Annotated in this window: 18 protein-coding genes; 6 read left to right on the plus strand and 12 right to left on the minus strand. The window is 62.2% G+C overall.

Annotated elements, in window-relative coordinates; genetic code table 11:
• Nucleotides 1-22: 22 nt before the first annotated feature.
• A complete protein-coding gene (locus AC3WOY_RS26305; RefSeq protein WP_492429427.1) occupies nucleotides 23-1,012 on the minus strand; it encodes an SEL1-like repeat protein in 990 nt (329 codons plus the stop codon).
• A gap of 358 nt (nucleotides 1,013-1,370) precedes the next feature.
• On the opposite strand from AC3WOY_RS26305, the gene AC3WOY_RS26310 reads away from it, so the two are divergent.
• The gene (locus AC3WOY_RS26310) at nucleotides 1,371-3,437 is read left to right on the plus strand and encodes an ankyrin repeat domain-containing protein (protein WP_492429428.1); all 2,067 of its coding nucleotides are present in this window, start codon (nucleotides 1,371-1,373) and stop codon (nucleotides 3,435-3,437) included.
• Nucleotides 3,438-3,449: 12 nt separating this feature from the next.
• Here the strand turns inward: AC3WOY_RS26310 and AC3WOY_RS26315 are convergent, their stop codons facing one another.
• The 3 genes from AC3WOY_RS26315 to AC3WOY_RS26325 form a co-directional block, all read right to left on the minus strand.
• Entirely contained in the window at nucleotides 3,450-4,535 is a 1,086-nt protein-coding gene (locus tag AC3WOY_RS26315; RefSeq protein ID WP_492429429.1) for a tyrosine-type recombinase/integrase, read from the minus strand.
• A gap of 104 nt (nucleotides 4,536-4,639) precedes the next feature.
• Nucleotides 4,640-5,671: a DnaJ C-terminal domain-containing protein gene (locus AC3WOY_RS26320; RefSeq protein ID WP_492429430.1), complete on the minus strand. Its 1,032-nt coding sequence runs from the start codon at nucleotides 5,669-5,671 to the stop codon at nucleotides 4,640-4,642.
• A gap of 20 nt (nucleotides 5,672-5,691) precedes the next feature.
• Nucleotides 5,692-6,708: a hypothetical protein gene (locus AC3WOY_RS26325; protein WP_492429431.1), complete on the minus strand. Its 1,017-nt coding sequence runs from the start codon at nucleotides 6,706-6,708 to the stop codon at nucleotides 5,692-5,694.
• Between the two features lie 372 nt (nucleotides 6,709-7,080).
• On the opposite strand from AC3WOY_RS26325, the gene AC3WOY_RS26330 reads away from it, so the two are divergent.
• Nucleotides 7,081-8,037, plus strand: a complete 957-nt coding sequence (locus AC3WOY_RS26330; protein WP_492429432.1) for a DNA translocase FtsK — start codon at nucleotides 7,081-7,083, stop codon at nucleotides 8,035-8,037.
• 4 nt (nucleotides 8,038-8,041) lie between these two features.
• On the opposite strand, the gene AC3WOY_RS26335 is transcribed toward AC3WOY_RS26330, so the two are convergent.
• From AC3WOY_RS26335 to AC3WOY_RS26350, 4 genes are all read right to left on the minus strand, one after another.
• Nucleotides 8,042-10,039, minus strand: coding sequence for a hypothetical protein (locus AC3WOY_RS26335; RefSeq protein WP_492429433.1), 1,998 nt, complete (start codon nucleotides 10,037-10,039; stop codon nucleotides 8,042-8,044).
• Nucleotides 10,040-10,157: 118 nt separating this feature from the next.
• On the minus strand, nucleotides 10,158-10,337 hold the full coding sequence (locus tag AC3WOY_RS26340) for a hypothetical protein (RefSeq protein ID WP_492429434.1): 180 nt from the start codon (nucleotides 10,335-10,337) through the stop codon (nucleotides 10,158-10,160).
• Between the two features lie 83 nt (nucleotides 10,338-10,420).
• On the minus strand, nucleotides 10,421-10,783 hold the full coding sequence (locus AC3WOY_RS26345; RefSeq protein WP_492429435.1) for a hypothetical protein: 363 nt from the start codon (nucleotides 10,781-10,783) through the stop codon (nucleotides 10,421-10,423).
• The gene (locus AC3WOY_RS26350; protein WP_492429436.1) at nucleotides 10,780-11,337 is read right to left on the minus strand and encodes a hypothetical protein; all 558 of its coding nucleotides are present in this window, start codon (nucleotides 11,335-11,337) and stop codon (nucleotides 10,780-10,782) included. The genes AC3WOY_RS26345 and AC3WOY_RS26350 overlap by 4 nt, the downstream gene beginning before the upstream one ends.
• A gap of 510 nt (nucleotides 11,338-11,847) precedes the next feature.
• Between AC3WOY_RS26350 and AC3WOY_RS26355 the strand changes: the two genes are divergently transcribed.
• The gene (locus AC3WOY_RS26355; protein WP_492429437.1) at nucleotides 11,848-12,294 is read left to right on the plus strand and encodes a hypothetical protein; all 447 of its coding nucleotides are present in this window, start codon (nucleotides 11,848-11,850) and stop codon (nucleotides 12,292-12,294) included.
• Between the two features lie 608 nt (nucleotides 12,295-12,902).
• Here AC3WOY_RS26355 and AC3WOY_RS26360 read toward each other — a convergent pair.
• Together AC3WOY_RS26360 and AC3WOY_RS26365 are read right to left on the minus strand one after the other, a co-directional pair.
• The gene (locus AC3WOY_RS26360) at nucleotides 12,903-14,120 is read right to left on the minus strand and encodes a type II toxin-antitoxin system HipA family toxin (protein ID WP_492429438.1); all 1,218 of its coding nucleotides are present in this window, start codon (nucleotides 14,118-14,120) and stop codon (nucleotides 12,903-12,905) included.
• Between the two features lie 2 nt (nucleotides 14,121-14,122).
• The gene (locus AC3WOY_RS26365; RefSeq protein ID WP_492429439.1) at nucleotides 14,123-14,485 is read right to left on the minus strand and encodes a helix-turn-helix domain-containing protein; all 363 of its coding nucleotides are present in this window, start codon (nucleotides 14,483-14,485) and stop codon (nucleotides 14,123-14,125) included.
• 133 nt (nucleotides 14,486-14,618) lie between these two features.
• Between AC3WOY_RS26365 and AC3WOY_RS26370 the strand changes: the two genes are divergently transcribed.
• Both AC3WOY_RS26370 and AC3WOY_RS26375 read left to right on the plus strand, forming a co-directional pair.
• The gene (locus AC3WOY_RS26370) at nucleotides 14,619-15,020 is read left to right on the plus strand and encodes a response regulator (RefSeq protein ID WP_492429440.1); all 402 of its coding nucleotides are present in this window, start codon (nucleotides 14,619-14,621) and stop codon (nucleotides 15,018-15,020) included.
• Between the two features lie 17 nt (nucleotides 15,021-15,037).
• Complete coding sequence (locus tag AC3WOY_RS26375) at nucleotides 15,038-15,685, plus strand: hypothetical protein (RefSeq protein ID WP_492429441.1); 648 nt, start codon at nucleotides 15,038-15,040, stop codon at nucleotides 15,683-15,685.
• A gap of 28 nt (nucleotides 15,686-15,713) precedes the next feature.
• Here AC3WOY_RS26375 and AC3WOY_RS26380 read toward each other — a convergent pair whose 3' ends face one another.
• Nucleotides 15,714-16,118, minus strand: coding sequence for a polyhydroxyalkanoate granule-associated phasin (locus AC3WOY_RS26380; RefSeq protein ID WP_492429442.1), 405 nt, complete (start codon nucleotides 16,116-16,118; stop codon nucleotides 15,714-15,716).
• A 287-nt stretch (nucleotides 16,119-16,405) separates the two neighbouring features.
• Here AC3WOY_RS26380 and AC3WOY_RS26385 point away from each other — a divergent pair, with 287 nt between their 5' ends.
• A complete protein-coding gene (locus AC3WOY_RS26385) occupies nucleotides 16,406-16,750 on the plus strand; it encodes a hypothetical protein (protein ID WP_492429443.1) in 345 nt (114 codons plus the stop codon).
• 52 nt (nucleotides 16,751-16,802) lie between these two features.
• Here the strand turns inward: AC3WOY_RS26385 and AC3WOY_RS26390 are convergent, their stop codons facing one another.
• Entirely contained in the window at nucleotides 16,803-17,093 is a 291-nt protein-coding gene (locus AC3WOY_RS26390; protein ID WP_492429444.1) for a hypothetical protein, read from the minus strand.
• Nucleotides 17,094-17,179 lie beyond the last annotated feature (86 nt).

The raw sequence follows: 17,179 nt of genomic DNA on the forward strand, positions 1-17,179 counted from the left end.
CTCTTGAAGTAGGTTCGTCGTATCACCGTCTCGAATGCCACGCATTGACAATGGCCCCTACAATAGCGCCCACAATAACGATGGGCAGTGCAAATGACTGAAACGCCGCTACTGCCCATATAAGCGCACTGCCGATCACGAACCAGAGAGCCAGGGCGATCGGCGTGAGGACAATGCCCATCAGCGTCCATCTATCGGTGTCATGACTGGTGCTTGCGCGCTGGGGCGGAGCCGCAGCCGGCGGACCTTCCCTTCCGTCGGCGGCGGTAGTGGCGGCAGCGGGCGGCGCAAGGGGAGCCGGTTTCTTTGCGGCCTCCCAATCCCGTAGGGCGCGTTCGCAGTTTTCGCAGCCGTCGTTCTTGCCTTTGACGTACAAGTCGATTGCCTTTTTCCTGTCTGCTTCCGGCCAGTCAGGCGATGTCAGATCAGGGCAATAAAATGCGCCGAGCTGGTACCGCTCGCCATACTTCTCGTAGATTGCCACGATCTCATGCATCTCTTCGGGCGTGCACTCCTTCGCCGGCCGTCCGGCTCGAAGCTTCTCGGCAAGGGTCAGCGCGGCGGGGCGGTACGCGATGGATGCGGCCTTCCGCAACCACTTCAGACCTTCATCCCGGTTTGGCTCAAGGACCTGCGCCGGACCCCACTCCGGATCTTCCAGCGGATCGTCGTGAAGATATTCGTGGGCGACCATGGCCATTGCCGAGCCGGCGTTCATTCGGCCCACGGGCGTGACGTTTTCATCCGCCGCGGTCTCTTCGGCCAGCTTCAGCGCTGCCAGGAGATGTTGGCGCGCTGCGGCGGCGTCCTTCGGCAGATGGTTGCCCCACCGATAGCGGTTATATAGTTCCACATGGGCGGCGATCATACCCTTGGCGGCCAACGCCTCAAGCTGCTTGTTCGAAGCGTCGGGGTTTGTGCTGGCCCCGTAGTACGCGCGGCCGAATTCGGCGTCCAATGCCGCTTCTTCCGGGGTGAGCGGCGGGCCTTGCACATACATCAGTGTCGTCATGTTGTCCTGTCTGCTCGGGGTTGCGATCAGAAGTGCCACGGGGTATGGCACGGGAACATGGTACCTCACCACGGTTGCCAATCAAGCAAACAACGCTTTCTGGTCCTCGTTGGGCAGTTGGTGTCTCAATCGTCGAGCCCAGCCGCTTGCCGTTTTCCCCGCTATTTTTGCCCGGCGGCCCGCTTTTCCGGTGCTAGAATGTCAGCTCGGGATTCCTCACTCGGGCGGTCGGTCTGCGAAGTCGTGTGACACGAGGACAGTTGTAAATCCGTTTTCGCAACGCCATTCTTTGAAATGACTTTTTCAATGTCGCGCGTTTGCGGCCAGCCGATACCGCGCAGCGCGACTTGGAGAAATCATGTCTGCCATTCCCCTTTCCCGTGAGGACTTTGCCCCGGGCGGCCCCTTCAGTTCGCTTTGCAAGTACGTCGCCAGGCATTGGCCTGCCGGGCAGCCGATTTCGCTGGCGCTTGCTCAGGAGCGCACAGCCAAGGCGTTTGGATACCGCGATCTGCATGACGCCCAGAAAAGCGCCGTGGCCACGCTAACCGGCGTTTGCCCCGCCGTTGCCGATGTGCGTAACAGCTTACGTAGCGCCTTTACCCACAACGATGGCGTGCCAACGGAAGTCTGCCGGGATTTTGTCGAGAAGCTGCCACTTGGTCCGTTTGCGTTCGCCTGCCATGTGGCCTCTGTTCCGACGCCGGTAACCGTGAACCGGCAATGGCGCTTTCTATTGCGCTCCATCGTTAACACGAAATCGCCCATGTGGTTAAGGGACACACCAGCTGACACGTTGGCGATAATTCTCCAGGTTCCAGTCGCTGTTGCACGGGCGATTGCGCTGTGGCAGCCGTCGGAGCTGGATAAAGATGAGCTCAACATCGATATTGTTGGGGCATCAGAGATGGAAGGGATGTGCGAGGGCAAGCCCTATGGCGTGATCCCGATGTTGCTTGGCAAGCCGGGCATGCGTGTGAAGGTACGGCTGATCGGCAAGGAAGCGTGCCTCGAGCCCAGCCCAAACTGGCTGCGCATCCCGGGCGAAGCGCCGCTTGTCGTCAAGTCCTCGTTCGGCGCCTATCGTAACAGCGCATCATACAGGGCGCCGGATGTGACTGTGTTTGCCAATCCCGGGTTTGAATCTCATTCCGAGGAATGGCTGGAAGATGACGACGGCATTTTTCCGTTTCTCCGGCAGCAATTACCCCATGTGTTTCTCGGCTACGACGTTGACGATGCTGCGATAGATGGAGAGTTTCTGCGCGCCTTCGGCTTTGTAGCCGGCAATCTCGACCACAATCCGTTCTACGCGGAACACGAGTTTGACGGCACCATGATCAAGAATTACTACGGAAGTTCTTCATGGAAGGTGACCGGCCAGGTCCACGTGCCGCGTGACGAAAAAAACCGCATTCTGGATCTGCTCGCCTACCTGTCCGACATGCAGGTGGTGCATACCCACGACCCGCGCGAACATGTCGCGGCGACGAAAGACTCGATGGCATTCGGTGAAAATCAAGTCATCGAGCGCGCCGACGGATCCCATTTCAAAGGCATCTATCTGGGACAGCGTCTCTACTGCGGGTTGGAGGATGGGGCCGTCTGGTTCGTGAAGGGGAACGGGGAGAAACCGCACGACTGCCTGTTTTCTGTGCCCCCCGCCACCATGGACGAATATCCTGGCGAGGAGGCACCATGGATTCGCCGTGCAATGTGGGTAGCAAAAGTGCGGATGACGACGATTGATCACGGTCTGCGCAAGTTCCCAATGCTTGCTGCTGAGGTGCTCAACGACGGGTACTCACAGGTCGCAAATTCGCCTGACTCTTTGGCGAAAGGCTTGGCGTTAATGAAACAGATGGGCATGGACGTGCCGGAGGCACTTGACAGTCTGAACCTGGCCGACATCGTGCCGGGCAAGATCAAGCCGATTAAGCAAGAGCATAAGGGGTTCTTCCGGGAACTCAATGAGGGCTATCTTGAACAGGCTGCCGACATGATTCGTTCTGATCCGTCGCTGGTTTTTGCCGTCAACGAAGAAGGGCAAACCGCCCTCTTCTACGCTTGCCGCGGAGGCTCTGTTGAGCTGGCGCGGGCGTTCATAGAAAACAAGGGTGATCCGCATCATCGCGACCGAGAGCACTGGACCGCGTTGCAAGAGGCCGCATCCAATGACCGCGTGGAAGTCATCGAATATCTGTGCGGACTAGGGACGGTCGACGTCGACCTTGGCAACACGATGGGGTGGACGCCACTTTTGAACGCGATTGGCCGGATGCACCGTAATGCTGCCATTGCGCTTATCAGGGCGGGGGCGGACGTCAACCGGAAGGCACCCGCCGGCTACAGCGCGCGCGACATGCTGAAGGAGCTCGGTATTCCGCAGTCGATATTGAAGGAAGCGAAAACGGGCAAGCGGTAATGCCGCCGAAAATCAGGCCGCCAGGCTTGGCATATCTGATCCTGCCGGGTCGTCCGCGGCCCGGCGTGTCACATCCTTGATCACCTTGGTATAAGTATCGATGCCCCGCTGGGTTTTCAGACCCAGCCGCTTGCCGACCTCCTCCGGATCTTCCCCTTCGGCCAACTCGCGCACCGCATAGGCGTTGCGCAGCGTGCGCCCGCCTTCCCGGTCCACTACGATGCCTGCTGCCTCCAGCGTTGTCTTCACGTGCCGGTAGACGCGCGTCTTGTCCATCGGCGTGCCGCGCGTCGTTGCCGGGAAAAGATAGTCGCCAGGAATATCGAGAACCCGTTTGTTCTTGTCCTTGTCCGTGGTCGCCTTGCGTTCCTGCAACCATGCATGCACGATCAGCGACGCCGGCGGTCGAAGCACTGTTTCGTGGGCGTCCACGGCGCTGCGCATCGTCGGCTTGGGAATCCATACCGACACGAAGCCCGCTTCGTCCGGCTCGTCGACGTTCTCAGTTTTCAGGTGGATGGTTTCGACGACCTTCAGGCCGCCGCCCAGCATCAGCGCCTGCATGGCGCGGTCGCGCCGCTTCTTCCATCCCTTCATCGGTGCGGCCGGGTCGCGGGCGGCGTCGGGCAGCGCGTCATAGAACGATTGCTCCTGTTGCGGTGTCAGCGCCGCGGTGGGCAAGTTCTTGCCGACCAGGGTTTGCCGCTCGTGGGAAATACGGAAGCACGCATGGCGCGCGGGATTGGGCTCGATCTTCAGGTGGGCGTATATGCGCTCGACGATCGTCAGGTACTGGCGGCGCACGACGGTCGACTCGCGCACGCGCTTGCCCTCCTCCTCGCGGTCCTCCAGGAAGTCGAGCAGGTGCTCTGCCGACAAATCGAGCAGGTCATATCCCATGTCCCGCGTCCATTTCAGGAGCTTGGAAAACATCAGGGTATAGATCTTGATCGAGGCGTCGCGCAGCGGATAGAGCTTTTCGCGCTTGCGCAGCGACAGTTCGACGAAGTCCTTGCTGACAACGAACTTGTTGAATTCGTCCTCGATGTTCAGGCGCCACAACTGGCGTCGTGAAAACAGCTCCTGATTTTCCTGCATGGTTGCACTCCCTGTGCCGATACCGTCTCGCCATCGAGCATACCTGAGCCAACAGGCGAACTCAAAATAGCGTCACCGGCGAGCCGCGCCGATAGCGTCAAGGCTTAGACATCCAGACCGGCGTCGAGATTGCGCAAGAGGTGTTCGACCGCGGGCGAAATCTTCTTTCTTGTCGCGGGCAGCACGATCGATGCGATCAGCGTCACGTCGCCGCACGCTTCTGTGTCGCGGTTATACAGCCCCAGACCGTCGAGCCGGATGCGCTTGCCGGAGTTGGTGCGCGCGGGGACGGCCACCGGGACGGTCTTTCCATGCGGGAGTTCCACGTCGACCGTGCCGCCAAACATCGCGGTCGAGTAATTGATCTTCAGCGTGCCGTCGATGTTGGCTCCCTTGAACTTCCACCCGCGCTCGGGCTTGATCGACACTTTGATGACGAGGTCGCCAGCCAGCCCGCCGTGCCGGCTGGGTTTGCCGCGCTCCTTGGCCACGAGCTGCGCGCCGTCGATCATCCCGGCGGGAAGGCGCAGTCCCAGCTTCTTCTTTTGCGTAACAACGCCTTTGCCGTTGCAGGTGGAGCAGCGCAGGTGAAAACCGCCGCGCCCGCCGCAGTTCGGGCAGTACCGCCGCCGCAGGCGCCCGGTACCTTCGCACGTCATGCATTCGTGCCACACTTCGCAGTGATCATCGCAGACGTTGCAGTAGCTCTGCACGTCGTGGTCGACCTCGATGGTCGTGCCGTTCAAGGCCTCGGCAAGTGTCACCGACGCCTTCTTCTGGATGTCCGCGCCGCGCGGCGCCGCCTCGCGCCGGCGTTTGGCCTCTTCGGCGGCGCGTGCGGCCCACTCCTGCTGGTGCCTCTGCCAAGGCGAACCCGATTCCGATCCCCAGTTAAAGCCGAACGGGTCGGGCGTGGACTGAATCTGGTCGTAATTGGCTCGCCGGGCCGCATCGGACAAGGTAGCGTAGGCCTGCTGCACCTGTTTGAAGTGCTGTTCGGCCTCGTGCTTCATCGCCGGATCCATGTGCCGGTCCGGGTGCCACTTCATTGCCATGCGCCGATAGGCGGCGACAATCTCTTCGTGTGTTGCGGTGCGCTCCACGCCGAGCGTGGTGTAATGGCAATTGAGGGTCATGACGCGTCTTTCTCGTTACCCTATGTCCAGAGGATGTCTTTCTCCAGCCGCTTGCCGAGTGTCTTCGTGGGGGCAATCTGTTGGACAATATAACGTGCGCCGAACTCGTCGCGGGGGCAGATCTTCATGTTGAGTTTCAGCCAGCGCTTTGCCATCCGAAGGTTGCCGAGCCTAGCCGCGGCAACGCCTCCCCAATACAAGACGGCTGGCCAGCGGTAGCAGTCAGCGCCTGGCGTGCCAAGCGCTGATTCAGGTGCTTGTTTTTGAAAGCCTTCGTACAGATCTTCAAAGAGTGTAATCGCTCGCGATGCCTCCTCAAAGACTGCCTGCGCCTCATCCTCGGTCATTGCCTCACCCGAACGTGAGACGAGGATCAATTCGGTGAGGACCCAGGGATTGTTGGGGTGTTGCTCCGCGAGACGAACAAGCCTTTCCCATGCCTGAGCCCGCTGGCTTCTGTCGACGTTCAGAATCTCTTGGATGGCGTCGAAAACGGCTTGCCCGAGTGGTGTGAAATGCAGCACGTATTCGTTGGCGTCGGTGACGGTGGTGCCAACTTGTGCGTAGGCGCTGGCGGCGCGTTGTACGGTTTCGCCTTCCGCGTTGAGCACCTCCAGCATGGCGCGTACGCGCTTGAACTCTTCCCGATGTCGCTGCGGACGTTCGAAAAGGCCGATGTCGCGACTCTTCCAATACCGGGAGGGTAAGCCGACCAGGGATGGCAGACCTTTCCCTGCCGTCACTTGCTCAAGTATCCGGTTGCCACGAGCAGCGGGCGAAATGGTGTTGTCGATGATCAGTTCGCCGTCGTCGCCACGCCGGAACCATTCGTCTGAGAACGGTCCCGGCGTGCCCGGCTTGGCCAGAACGGCGTTGAGCTCGTGCACGTCAGCGTAGCCGTAGATGCGCGCTAGTATTTCGCGCGACTTGTGGATCGGCTCTTCAATGAGCCAGCTCAGCGCCTTGGCATAACGGGAAAAGTCGTCGCGGGAAATCGGGCGGAATTGCCCCGCCGGGGTCATGGTGATGTCGCTCATAGTCACTCCAACAAAATGGGCTCGAACAGGCGTGTGCGTCAGGTTGTCGTGCTCCGGTGCCGGATTACCAGAACATGTACCTGCTGCGCTCGCGGTGATCGAGCTGCTGGGTTGCGCTATAAGGAATCAGAGAAGGTCCCGTGTTCACGGGCAGTTGCCATGCTGGCAGCATAGCCAGTCCGGCGGCAGCGGCTCCTTCAGCCGTGGATTGACTATAGCATAACGCCGTCGATGCGCCAGCGTCGGTGAGGTGGTATATCGCGGCTGATTTTCATTACGATTTCATCTATGCAAAATGGAAGGTTAGCAGCACGATAGTGCGGTTAAGCGGACGAAAGGCGCGGTGCCTTTCCCTGACCATGGAGAACACGTATGACGGAAGCCACCCTCACCCCGACCCCCACGCAGCCGGACCTGCTGGCCGACGCCACCCGCCTGATCGTGTCCCGGCGCGCGGCGTCGGTGTCGCTGTTACAGCGCCATTTCATGCTGGGTTACGGCGCGGCGTGCGAGCTGATGGCCGCGCTCGAGGCGCAGGGCCTGGTGACGGAACCGGGGCCGGACTGCGTGCGCGCCCTGACGGCCAAGGCGCTGGCGCTGCAACCGGTGCCGCCGGCGCCGACGGTGCGCGAGCTGTTTGAGGCGTGGGCGGTCGACCCGCTTGAAGGCGGCGACGGCGGCGATCCGGGCAGCCCGGACAATCCCTCGACCTGGCTGATGGGCATCGAGCACGGCGACGCCAAGAACCTGGCGCAGGAGCCGCAGGTCGCGCGCGAGTTGCGGGATTACTCCATCGACCACCAGCTGATCTACCCCTACAACGTCAAGGCGTTCAAGCTCCTGGCGGCGATTGCCGGGCAGCCCGTGGAGCAGTACGAGGCGTTCGCGCGGCACTACCAGCCTTTCGTGCCTGGCCAGAAGGGCTACTACAAGGGCAACCTGTATCCATACCCGTGCCAGGCAGTGGACGCCTGGTCGGAAGCGGCCATTACCGAGACCGGGTTTGTCACCAAGGCGGAGTATGTGGCGTGGTGCGACGCCAACCGGATCCCGGCGATTGCGCAGGCGGTGCAGATCTACCGGCCGCGGCTTTTCATCGGGGTAGGCACGACGCTGGTCGGCGCTTATTGCCGCGCCTTCTTTGGCGGCGAGGTGCCGCTACGGCAGTACCAGTTCGTTGAAGACGGACGGCTGCGGCGCATCCATTACGCCAAGTTCAACGGCCAGGTGTTCGTGGTGATTCCGCATTTGTCGTATTACGCCTACTGCCTGAACACTGACAGCGCGCTCCAGACGGCAGGCGGTTTCATCGCCGGTTTGCTCAACTAACCGTTCAGAAAAGATTACCCCGGGCGCGGCCGGCCATTAGCATCGCCGCACGATGGTGGTAGAGCGCGTACGGGGTGCTGAATGGCTCCATGGCCTCCAGGTGGATTGCCGGAAACCCTTCGTCATCCAGTGCGTCGTTGATGTGTTGGTCGACCCCCGCGCCGATCCGGTCGAACAACGCCGTAATGTCGCTGCGCCGCGCATTTTCAGCCAACACCGCAAGGATCAGTATCCGCCCGACTGCTGTGCCATTCGTTCCCATCCACTTTTTGGGCGGCGGCGAGCTGCCGCCGTACAGGCGTATCCCGTTCTGAAACGCGGACGCGGCGTCCGACCAGCACGAATAACAGTCTGTCCATCCGCTATTGACGTTGTGGGAAATTCGCTGGGGGACGACGTCGTCGGCGACCATGATGGCACATGTGGAGTCCTGCTCGGATCTGGTGAGGGCCTCGATGAGGCGGATCCGTCGCGGCACGTGCAGTAGCACGGGCTCGCTTGACGAGTCCGCCAGCCGGAAGGCCGCCCATCGAGCGTGGATGGTCCCCGGGCGCCCCGGGTACCGTGCGGAGGAGTAGTAACGGCTTGGTACGCCGCCGTCGAGGCGGGCAAGCACGCAGGCGTCCACCAAGTCCGCCTCCGGTGTTCCGGACGGCACATACGATGACAGGTGGAACGACAACGAGGTGCGCCCGGGTTGGGACGGGGTGGCCAGTTCTGCCAGCAGGGGATCGGCGATGTCGCACATGACCTGTTCGAGTGGCACGGGCGCTGCCGACCAGCGATGGACGGTCCGAGACACGCGTAACAGCACCTCGCCAAAGGGCGTGATCGTTCCGTTGTTGTGGTAGCGCTCCAGTTTCGCCATTTCCCGCTTGATCTCCGCGGCGTTCCATTCGGACGGCTCGGCGCCAGGTTGGAAGGACGCCACCTCCCGGCCGCGAATGCACAGCAAAGTGCAGACGTGACTCTGGAGCTGGTTCCTGTACAGCACGTAGTCGGCCAACGGATTGGCCTCCTCGATGTCCAGAAACAGTCGTTGCGCAGCGAGGGCCGCAAACTCTGTAACGTGTGGCATCGGCTCGCCCAGCAGGGTCAACTCCTTGTCCAGCGCATGGAGGTAGTCGTCTGCCCACCGCGTCTCCACGCGGTTGGCCACTCCCGGGTTGGCCGGGAATACGCGACCCTGCGCGCTGATTGCCTGCTCGAGGGCAGGATAGGCGTTCAGCACGTTTTTGGGGAACACGAGCACATTCGGTGTTTCCGCCGATGCTGGCCCCAATGCACTTTGCAGGTAGGGCTTGAGGTCCCCCAGAGTAGGTTTCCGGTCAAAGACCGCAAGGCGCAGCGCCTCCTGATCGAGGTCGATGATGGCCAGCCGCCACAGTGGTGCTGCAGCTGGTTGTCGCGCACGGGCGATGAGATGGCCGGACGGGGCTATCCCGTACTGATCGCACTGTCCCAGTACAACCAGGAGTTCGCAGTCGTTGGGGCGAGGTGGTGCCGGTGCGGGCGCCGTGTGGACGGGGTCGTCGTCCTCGTCGTCGTCTTCGTCCGGACTGCCATCGTCCACCCCGGCAGCTGCGAACACATCTACCGGCCATGCCCAGTGTGTGAGGGCGTCTACTTTCCGGGAAAACTCAAACAAGGCAGCAGCGAGCGGCCGATCTCGCCCTCCGGGGACGAGCGCGTTGCGGTACTGGTCGCGCAGGCGCATGAGGTGGGTGATCCGCGCCATCGCAATGATCACCAGGACGTGGAAGAGCTTTTTCTGCTCGTCCGATGCGCCTTTGGTTACCTTGCTTAGGAAGGCGTCGCGCTGCAACGGGGTCTTGCCGATGTAATCGCGTATCAGGCTCGCGTACTTGTCCTCGAACTCCCATACGCGCGAGGTCTCGAGCGTCTCGAACCATTCCCGCACTGAGGAGGCATCATAGGTGCGATCCAGGCGCTGCGCTTCGCCACAGGCGTCCTCCCAGACAGCGCGCTCGTGCTGATACATGGAGCGGTCGTGGGGATGCTGGGAGTGTTTTCCATGACGCATGGAATACCTTTTTTCTCGCGGGCCGGTTCGTCGTGGACCTCATCGTAACACCGCTGCAGGGCGTCAGTGCGGCACGTTAGGGGCGCCGCCTTCGCTCCACCCACACCAGCCCCGCGCCGATTGTCAGCAGCCCGATCCAGAGGTAATCGACGAAGGGCGGGATCAAGTCGGCCGTGGGGTGGCCCTGCTGGCGCAGTACCGCCGAGGCGGCGCTGCCTGCTGCACATAATCCCAATCCGACCAACGTTGTACCCATACACCCACCATACCGTGAACCTGCGCTCACTATAGCAATGGTTCCATATGGCAACATATCCCACATTTATGGGAGGCGCGTCGCTAGGCCGCGCTGCGCAGGTAAGGGAAATAGAAAGGCATGCCGGTGGTGGCCAGCACCACGGCGGCGGTCAGCACGGAGGAGGAAAACTGCTGCGAGGCGAGCTGCCCGAAGCGCACGAAATAGAGGAAGCTCAAAAGCGGCGTGAGCAGGTAGAACACCGGCTCCGAGGACAGCCATACAGGGCGCGTGGCGGCAGGCAAAAGGAAAGCCGCCAAGGCGGCGAGCCAGCACAGCGGCATCGACAGGAGCACGACGACCCCCTGCGGCGTGTCGAGCCAGTAGCCCCAGCGGTACCACGTCTTGAACGTCTCCCAGCGACTCCCCGGGCTTTCTCTGCGGCCCGCGCCACGGTGCAACGTCACCGAGAGAACCGCTTGGGCTTGTTGACGAACAGGGACACCTTCAGGGATGAGGACTTCCGGATATTGCTCCTGGTCGACTTGCCGACAGTGCGCGTGAGCCGCAACCGGGGGTTCATGCGGATGCGTATCGTGGTCCCTTGCCCATAGTTGTTGCGCTCCTGGTAGAACCAGGGTTTGGATCCACCGGAGACCAGCTTGTCATAGACATCCTGGATCTTGGATTCGAGTTCCTGATTGCGGGCGACGAGCGCGTCGCGCTTGGTCTCGTCCTTTTTGATCCAGCCGTCAATCTTCTCGAGGTAGTCGCGCTTTTTGGCGTTGGCCGGGTTAAAGCGCATGTCGGTGAGCTTGTACAGGTTGGCGTCGATGCGCTCGATGCGTTCGGTGTTCGCGTTATGCTGCTCGGTCCAGCGTGCGATGTGTTCTTCCTGGCGCTGCTCCCATTGCGCCTGACGCTCGTCCCATTCGCGGCTGACGATCTCAGCGCCTTCACGGGCTTTTTCGGCCAGATACATCCTTGCCAGCGCGGCCAGCGGATCTCGGTATCCCATCATGTTCTCCTGACGTTGATGCCACGTTTTCATTATGCGCCGGGGTTGCGGTGCACACAATGGAAATTGCCGCACTGCAATTGAAGGAACAAACGACGAGCCGTTTCCGACGGACTTTAAAACAATCCGACAGACTTTATTGCAAGCGCTCCACATTTCCTGAAGGAAAGAAAAATGACCATTTTTTCGCCTCCATAAAAACGCAACTAATATACATCGCCACGCCTGCTCTATCCCGGCACGACCCGCCCCACCCTTGCCGGGCTTGGCCTGATCGCGATCCTCCGCTGCGCGCGCTTTTCTATCGCGCCCCTTTTGCGCCCCTATTGCTTACCCCTCTCCGGTCGTCCGCCGGAGGCGGCGTGCCCCTCTGATGCGCCGCCCTGGTCGCTCCGGCCGCCCGCGCCGCCTGCTCAAGGGGCGCTGAAAAAGCGCTGTATATTGCGCCGGCCGTGCCGGCGTGCCACCCTATTCGCCTATTTCTCACTCGTTTTCCCGCATTTCTCACCGTTTATGGCACTTTCCACCCCGGTTTTCGCCCTTTTCCTCGCCTTTTTCGCGCTTTTTTCGCACCCGGCGGTCGCGTCGGAGAGCTGCTTTTCGCGCCGCACCGAGGCTTTCCCCGCTTTTTTCGCGCACTTTTCGCGCGACGCCGCCTTCGCCGCGGCGCGCACCGTCGATCCGCTGCCGGTGCTGAAATGGGAATACGGTGTCAACGCCAAGGGAGAGGATGAATCCGCGCCGGTGAAAAGCACCGTTTCCCGCGCCACTTTCGCGCAGTCGCTCCCGCTCTCCGGATACATGGCCAAGAACGGGCTGCGCTCGGAGATCGTCCTTCACAACGCGCGCGGCGCGCGCGTGAAGGTGTACAAGCCCGACACCGACTGGCAGGTCCAGTACCACTTCCGCGCCGTGCGCGGATGCTGGCGCTTAATCCAGCTCGAGGACGAGTCGCTGTAACGGCGCCATAACCGCGCCATAGCGGCGCGACAATGGGAACGGCCAAGGCCGTCTCCCGCTCCCATCCCGCGCACTTTTCCCGCCCCTTTCGCGCCGCCGCGGCCCGCCCCTCCCTCCCCAGGCAGCGCCCGCGCACCAGGTGCGCCAGAAAAGCGCCATAGACGCGCTATCGCGCGTCGATCGCGACCCGTCGGCGGCAGCGCCACGCACACCGGGGCGCGACCGGCGCAACAAAAGCGCCAAAGGGGCGATGCAAAAGCGGGCGGCCGGAGCACGCGGCGCAGCGCGTCCGGAGAGAGGATCAAGAGGAGCGCGACCAGGCGCCGCCGGACCGGAGAGCGGTGCGCAATAAGGGCGCAAAAAAAGCGCGATAAGGATGGGCGCGCGAAGAGCGGCGGGCAGGACAAACCCCGGCGGGTGTCCGGAGAGAGGACCAGTGGGGGTTGAGCATCGTCGCAATGTATATTAGTTGCTTTTTACCGGAAGGCGAAAAAAGTGGTGTTTTTGTTGCCCACGGGCAAATAGCAGCGCGAGTAATAAAGTCTGTCGATTCAGGTCGGTTCGAGCGTAACGGGCTTGCGCGCCGGTTCACCAACCGTGCGGGTGCGCTACTTCAGGGCCGCGCGCTGATCTTTCAGGAAGGGTCGGTCGATATGCTGCGCCAGCTCGTCGAGGGTGGCGGCAGGCAATCCTTGGGCGGCAAAGTGCGGCTGCCAGCCCTCCACCACACGGGCGACCTGCCGCGCTTCGGTCAGCGCGTCTTGGGGCGTGAGCCAATACTGGGCCGCTGCGGAAAGCGCATTTTCAATGGTCGACTCCGCGCCCCGCTCCCCGACCACCAGCGACTGGTAGCCCAGGGACTGGCCCATCGGCAGGACATCGAAGGCAGGCGCCAGCACGTACTGCTGATCCTCCCGCACCAGGATCACATGGTTCTTCTCGTGGTCGTCGGTGTTGTCGATGAGGATGTTGAAGACTACGCGCCGGAACACCTCCCGCATCTGGTCCCGGTGCAGCTCGACAGGGCCGCGGCGCCGCAGGAGTAAGGCCAGGTTCGGATAGGAGAGTTCGGCGCCGGCCGCCCGCAGGGCGACATTGGCCGAGATCGCGTGCAGCCGCCGGCCGGCACGCCGGTCAAAGCGGCGGATGGCCAGCGCAATCCCGGTCTTGAAGCGAATGGGCCGGGTTTCGGCAACATGAATTCCGGCTTGTGCCGCGAGGGTCAGCGCGCCGTGTTCGAGCAGGGGCTCGGCGGGCCGGTCCTCCTCGGCGAATTTGAGCACCCACTCCTGGCCGTCCAGCTGGAACAGCGCCTTGGGCCGTGCGCCACCCATGGTCACACCGGGGGCGATCAGGCGCTTTTGGCGCGCATCGACCGGCTCCTGGGCGAGCACGCGGCGCACCACCTCATGCACTGCGTCGACATCGGCGAGCTTGGGCAGCGGGCCGATCTCCCGCGGCTGATAGACCGTGTCGGACAGGGACACCCCAAGCGCACCGAAACGATCGTCGCCCGCGTAATACAGGTACTCCAGCAGGGACAGCCGGGGCGGACGGTCGAGCAGGCGAATGACCCGCTCGCCCCAGCGGTCGGGGCGCGCATCATCCACGGCGCCTGCGGCCGTATCCTTTTCCGTGGGGAGGTGCTCCAGGTCGGTGAGCGGCAGGTCTTCACTCAGCGGAAAGCCGGTCTTGATCCAGGACTCGGCGTACTTGAGCGAGACCCCGCGCCGGCTCATCACGAGGTTGAGCTCGCCCACGAGGCTCGGGGCGTCGGGCTGGCCAAGAAACCAGAGATGGAGCCTGTCAGGCGGAGCTGCGTGCATCGTCAAGTCTCCCTTTTCTTCGCGAGCCGCGCCGTCGAGGCCCGTGTTCGGGCCGCGCGCAGTTGGCTGGCCTGCCGCACGTCGGACTCCAGTGCCCGCATGTCCTTGGCCGGGTCGGCAAGTTCAGCGATCCCGCCGGACAGCCCGAGAAGCCAGAGCGCCGAGGCGTACACGCCCATGCTTACCGAAGGGTCGCCCTTCTCCAGGCGGATGAGCGTCGGAACCGACACGCCCAAGCGGGCCGCCCAGCTGCGCTGGGATTCCTTGCGCCGCAGGCGAGCCAACGCAAGGTGCTCGCCCAGCGTCTGCAGCGCGCCAAGGGCTTGAGGCGGGACCGATGAGAGGGCAAGGGAGGACTTGGACATAACATAAACCTTACCACAAGCTGCGCCGAAGGTAAAACTTATGCTATGTCACCACGTCAACATTTGGCAAATCCCCTGCATGTCGAAGGGATGTTGAGCCGTGGCAATAGCAGTTGCTTTAAGCTAACGCGCCATGACTGAACCGACGAAAATTCTCGTCATCGAGGACAACCGCGATTTCGCCCAGCTCCTGTGCGACATCTTTGAAATCAAGGGCTGCAGGGTCAGGGTTGCGCACACCGCGGCAAGCGGGTTAGCTGCGGCCGAGGACGAGCGCCCGGACCTTATTTTCTGCGACATCCGCTTGCCCGGTGACATGTCCGGCCTGGAACTCGCGCGCGTCCTTCGCGCTCATCCTCAATTAGGGGACGTGCCGGTGGTTGGCGTGACCGGCTACGTCAACCAGCTCGATCAACAGGCCGCACTCGACGCCGGATTCCACATGGTCTTTCCGAAGCCGGTGAAGTTCGCCGACTTGAGCCGGGCGCTGGAGACTTACGGCCCGCCCTCGGCAAAAGCCGCTTGCGGGGTTTGACGGGTAAGGACGATTTGATGTTTGAAGAACTGGCCGCACTGACATCCATTGCGCAGCGCATTGCCACATGCGATGACGTGGAAGTGCCATCATGGCGCTTCCTCTACGACCTCTACCGCACGATTGAGACGCTGGCGCACCGGGCCGAGGACGCCGCGCGCCTGCTCGCCCCCGACCAGGGCACCGACAACGCCGAGTTCCGGCTTGACGACGCCGACTGGCCACGCGCGGTCAACGACGTACTGGCGGAGATCGACGACCTGGCGCGCGGGCTGGTCAACACTTACCGGTCGCGCGCCCTTGGCATCAATTCCCCGATCGGGCTGCGGATCTCCGACCAGGCGCTGGCGCACATCATTAGGTGCCACTTCCACCCCAAAAGCCTGTGGTTCATGGAATTTTTCTCGCACTGGACCGTTGGCAAGGTCTCGCCCGACGGGCAGAAGCTGTTCATCCATACGCTGCGCCTGGAGGGCGACCCCGTGTACCGGCTGCAGAACTTCGACGACGACAAGCTGATCCGCGCCGAGACACTGTCTCTGTCGCCGCCGGTGCGCGCCTGGCTGTCCACCGAAGCCGCCTCCCACGCCAGCGTCATGGCGCAACACGCGGCTGCCGTCGGCGCACTGCTACGCCTGCGCTGCACCGTGGAAGACCTCCTTTAACGCACACTTTGTGTTTTTCGGCGGGGATTCACCGTGAGCGCATGCTGCGGGCAAGCCTTCTGGAATTGGCCACCGCCTTCCTGCGAACTGGCTCGAGCCCGGCAGAGAGGACCTTGGTGCCGGTATTGGCAAGTGACGCCAACGCGCCCCCTGAGGCACCGGTCCCGCCTGCAGCCAACGACATGGCCGTAGAAACGCAGGACGCCGCCAGCTCGAACTGCACCGTGAAGGCGGCCGTCCACATCGCTGCCCACGACTCATAGAAGGCAACAACTTTTTCCCCGCCCATACGGGTGAACTCGACCCGGTCGCGGGCGGAAAGCCGCGTGTGCATCATCCGAGACGTGCGGTGCATGACCACCTGTGGTGCTGCAAGGGCAAGCTCAGTGACTTGCTTTGACCAGCGTTGGGTAACTTTGTTGTTTCGCGCCATGATCCAATCGTTTGTGCAATGGCAGGAAGATGCACTAAGTGGGGGAATGGTTCCTCCCTCCCATCATGGTTTCCGTAACTTTTGCCCTACCTGTGGCTTTTTACGGAAACTTGTTTCCGGCACGCCCATATAGAAACTTTCCTGGTGATCGGACAGGTTGACACCCGGGCAGTCACGGGCATATAGTCGCACCCACTCCCCTGGGCACATCGCCCCTCTCCTCGGTAACGCGGCGCCAGCCGTTGTGGCTGCGCTCGCCGGTCGTTACGTTCTGCGAGGAGTTTTCCATGATTTGTACCTGCCACCGCTGCGCCCGGACCATGAGCGCGGAGTCCGACTTCATCGAGATGCAGGAGGCGCTGATCATTTCCTACCGGGCCGGGTACGGCTCCGAGTTCGGGGATGGCAACCTGGTTGAAAGCGTGTTGTGCCAGTCGTGCGTGAAGGAAGTGCTGGGCGCATGGCTGAGGGTTACCGAGGACGATCCGTTTGAGCCGAAGCACCGCTTGCGCTACCCGCCGCAGGGGGCATACCAGCCCCATCAGATGGAAAAGCATGCAGAGGGATCGACTCCCCGGCTTGAGGAGTTGCGGCAGTTGTTCGCGAACCAGCAGGACGATCCGCTGGCGTAATACTCCATCAGTGCCGGCCGGTGGCGACCACCACCGGCTTTACTGCAAAGGGCTATGGTCGACGCTCGGGCAAGAAGCCGTAGCGCAGCGCAAGCTCGCGGTCAGTGGTCTCGAAGATCGCGCAGTCTTGCGCAGCGCCGCCATCCTGGCGAAGTGTGACTCCGGCGCGCTCGTAGGCGGCCATCGTGTGGGCGGCCTGCTCGAACACCAGCCGGAAATGAATCGGGCCGGTGGCGTCCGTGGTCAGGTAACGGTTTTGCCAGCGCTGTATGAACACGGTCCCTTCTGGAGCCTCGCGGACGGCCTTCTCAAACAGTGTCGTATCGACTTCATTGAGAGACATGGCAACCTCCGGCGAATGAACCCACGACCCACCCTACTCCGTATCGCGTCACCGTGTTTGATATAGGTCCATGGGGACCGGCGCGG

This window comes from Noviherbaspirillum sp. FW303-A3, from assembly GCF_058788695.1.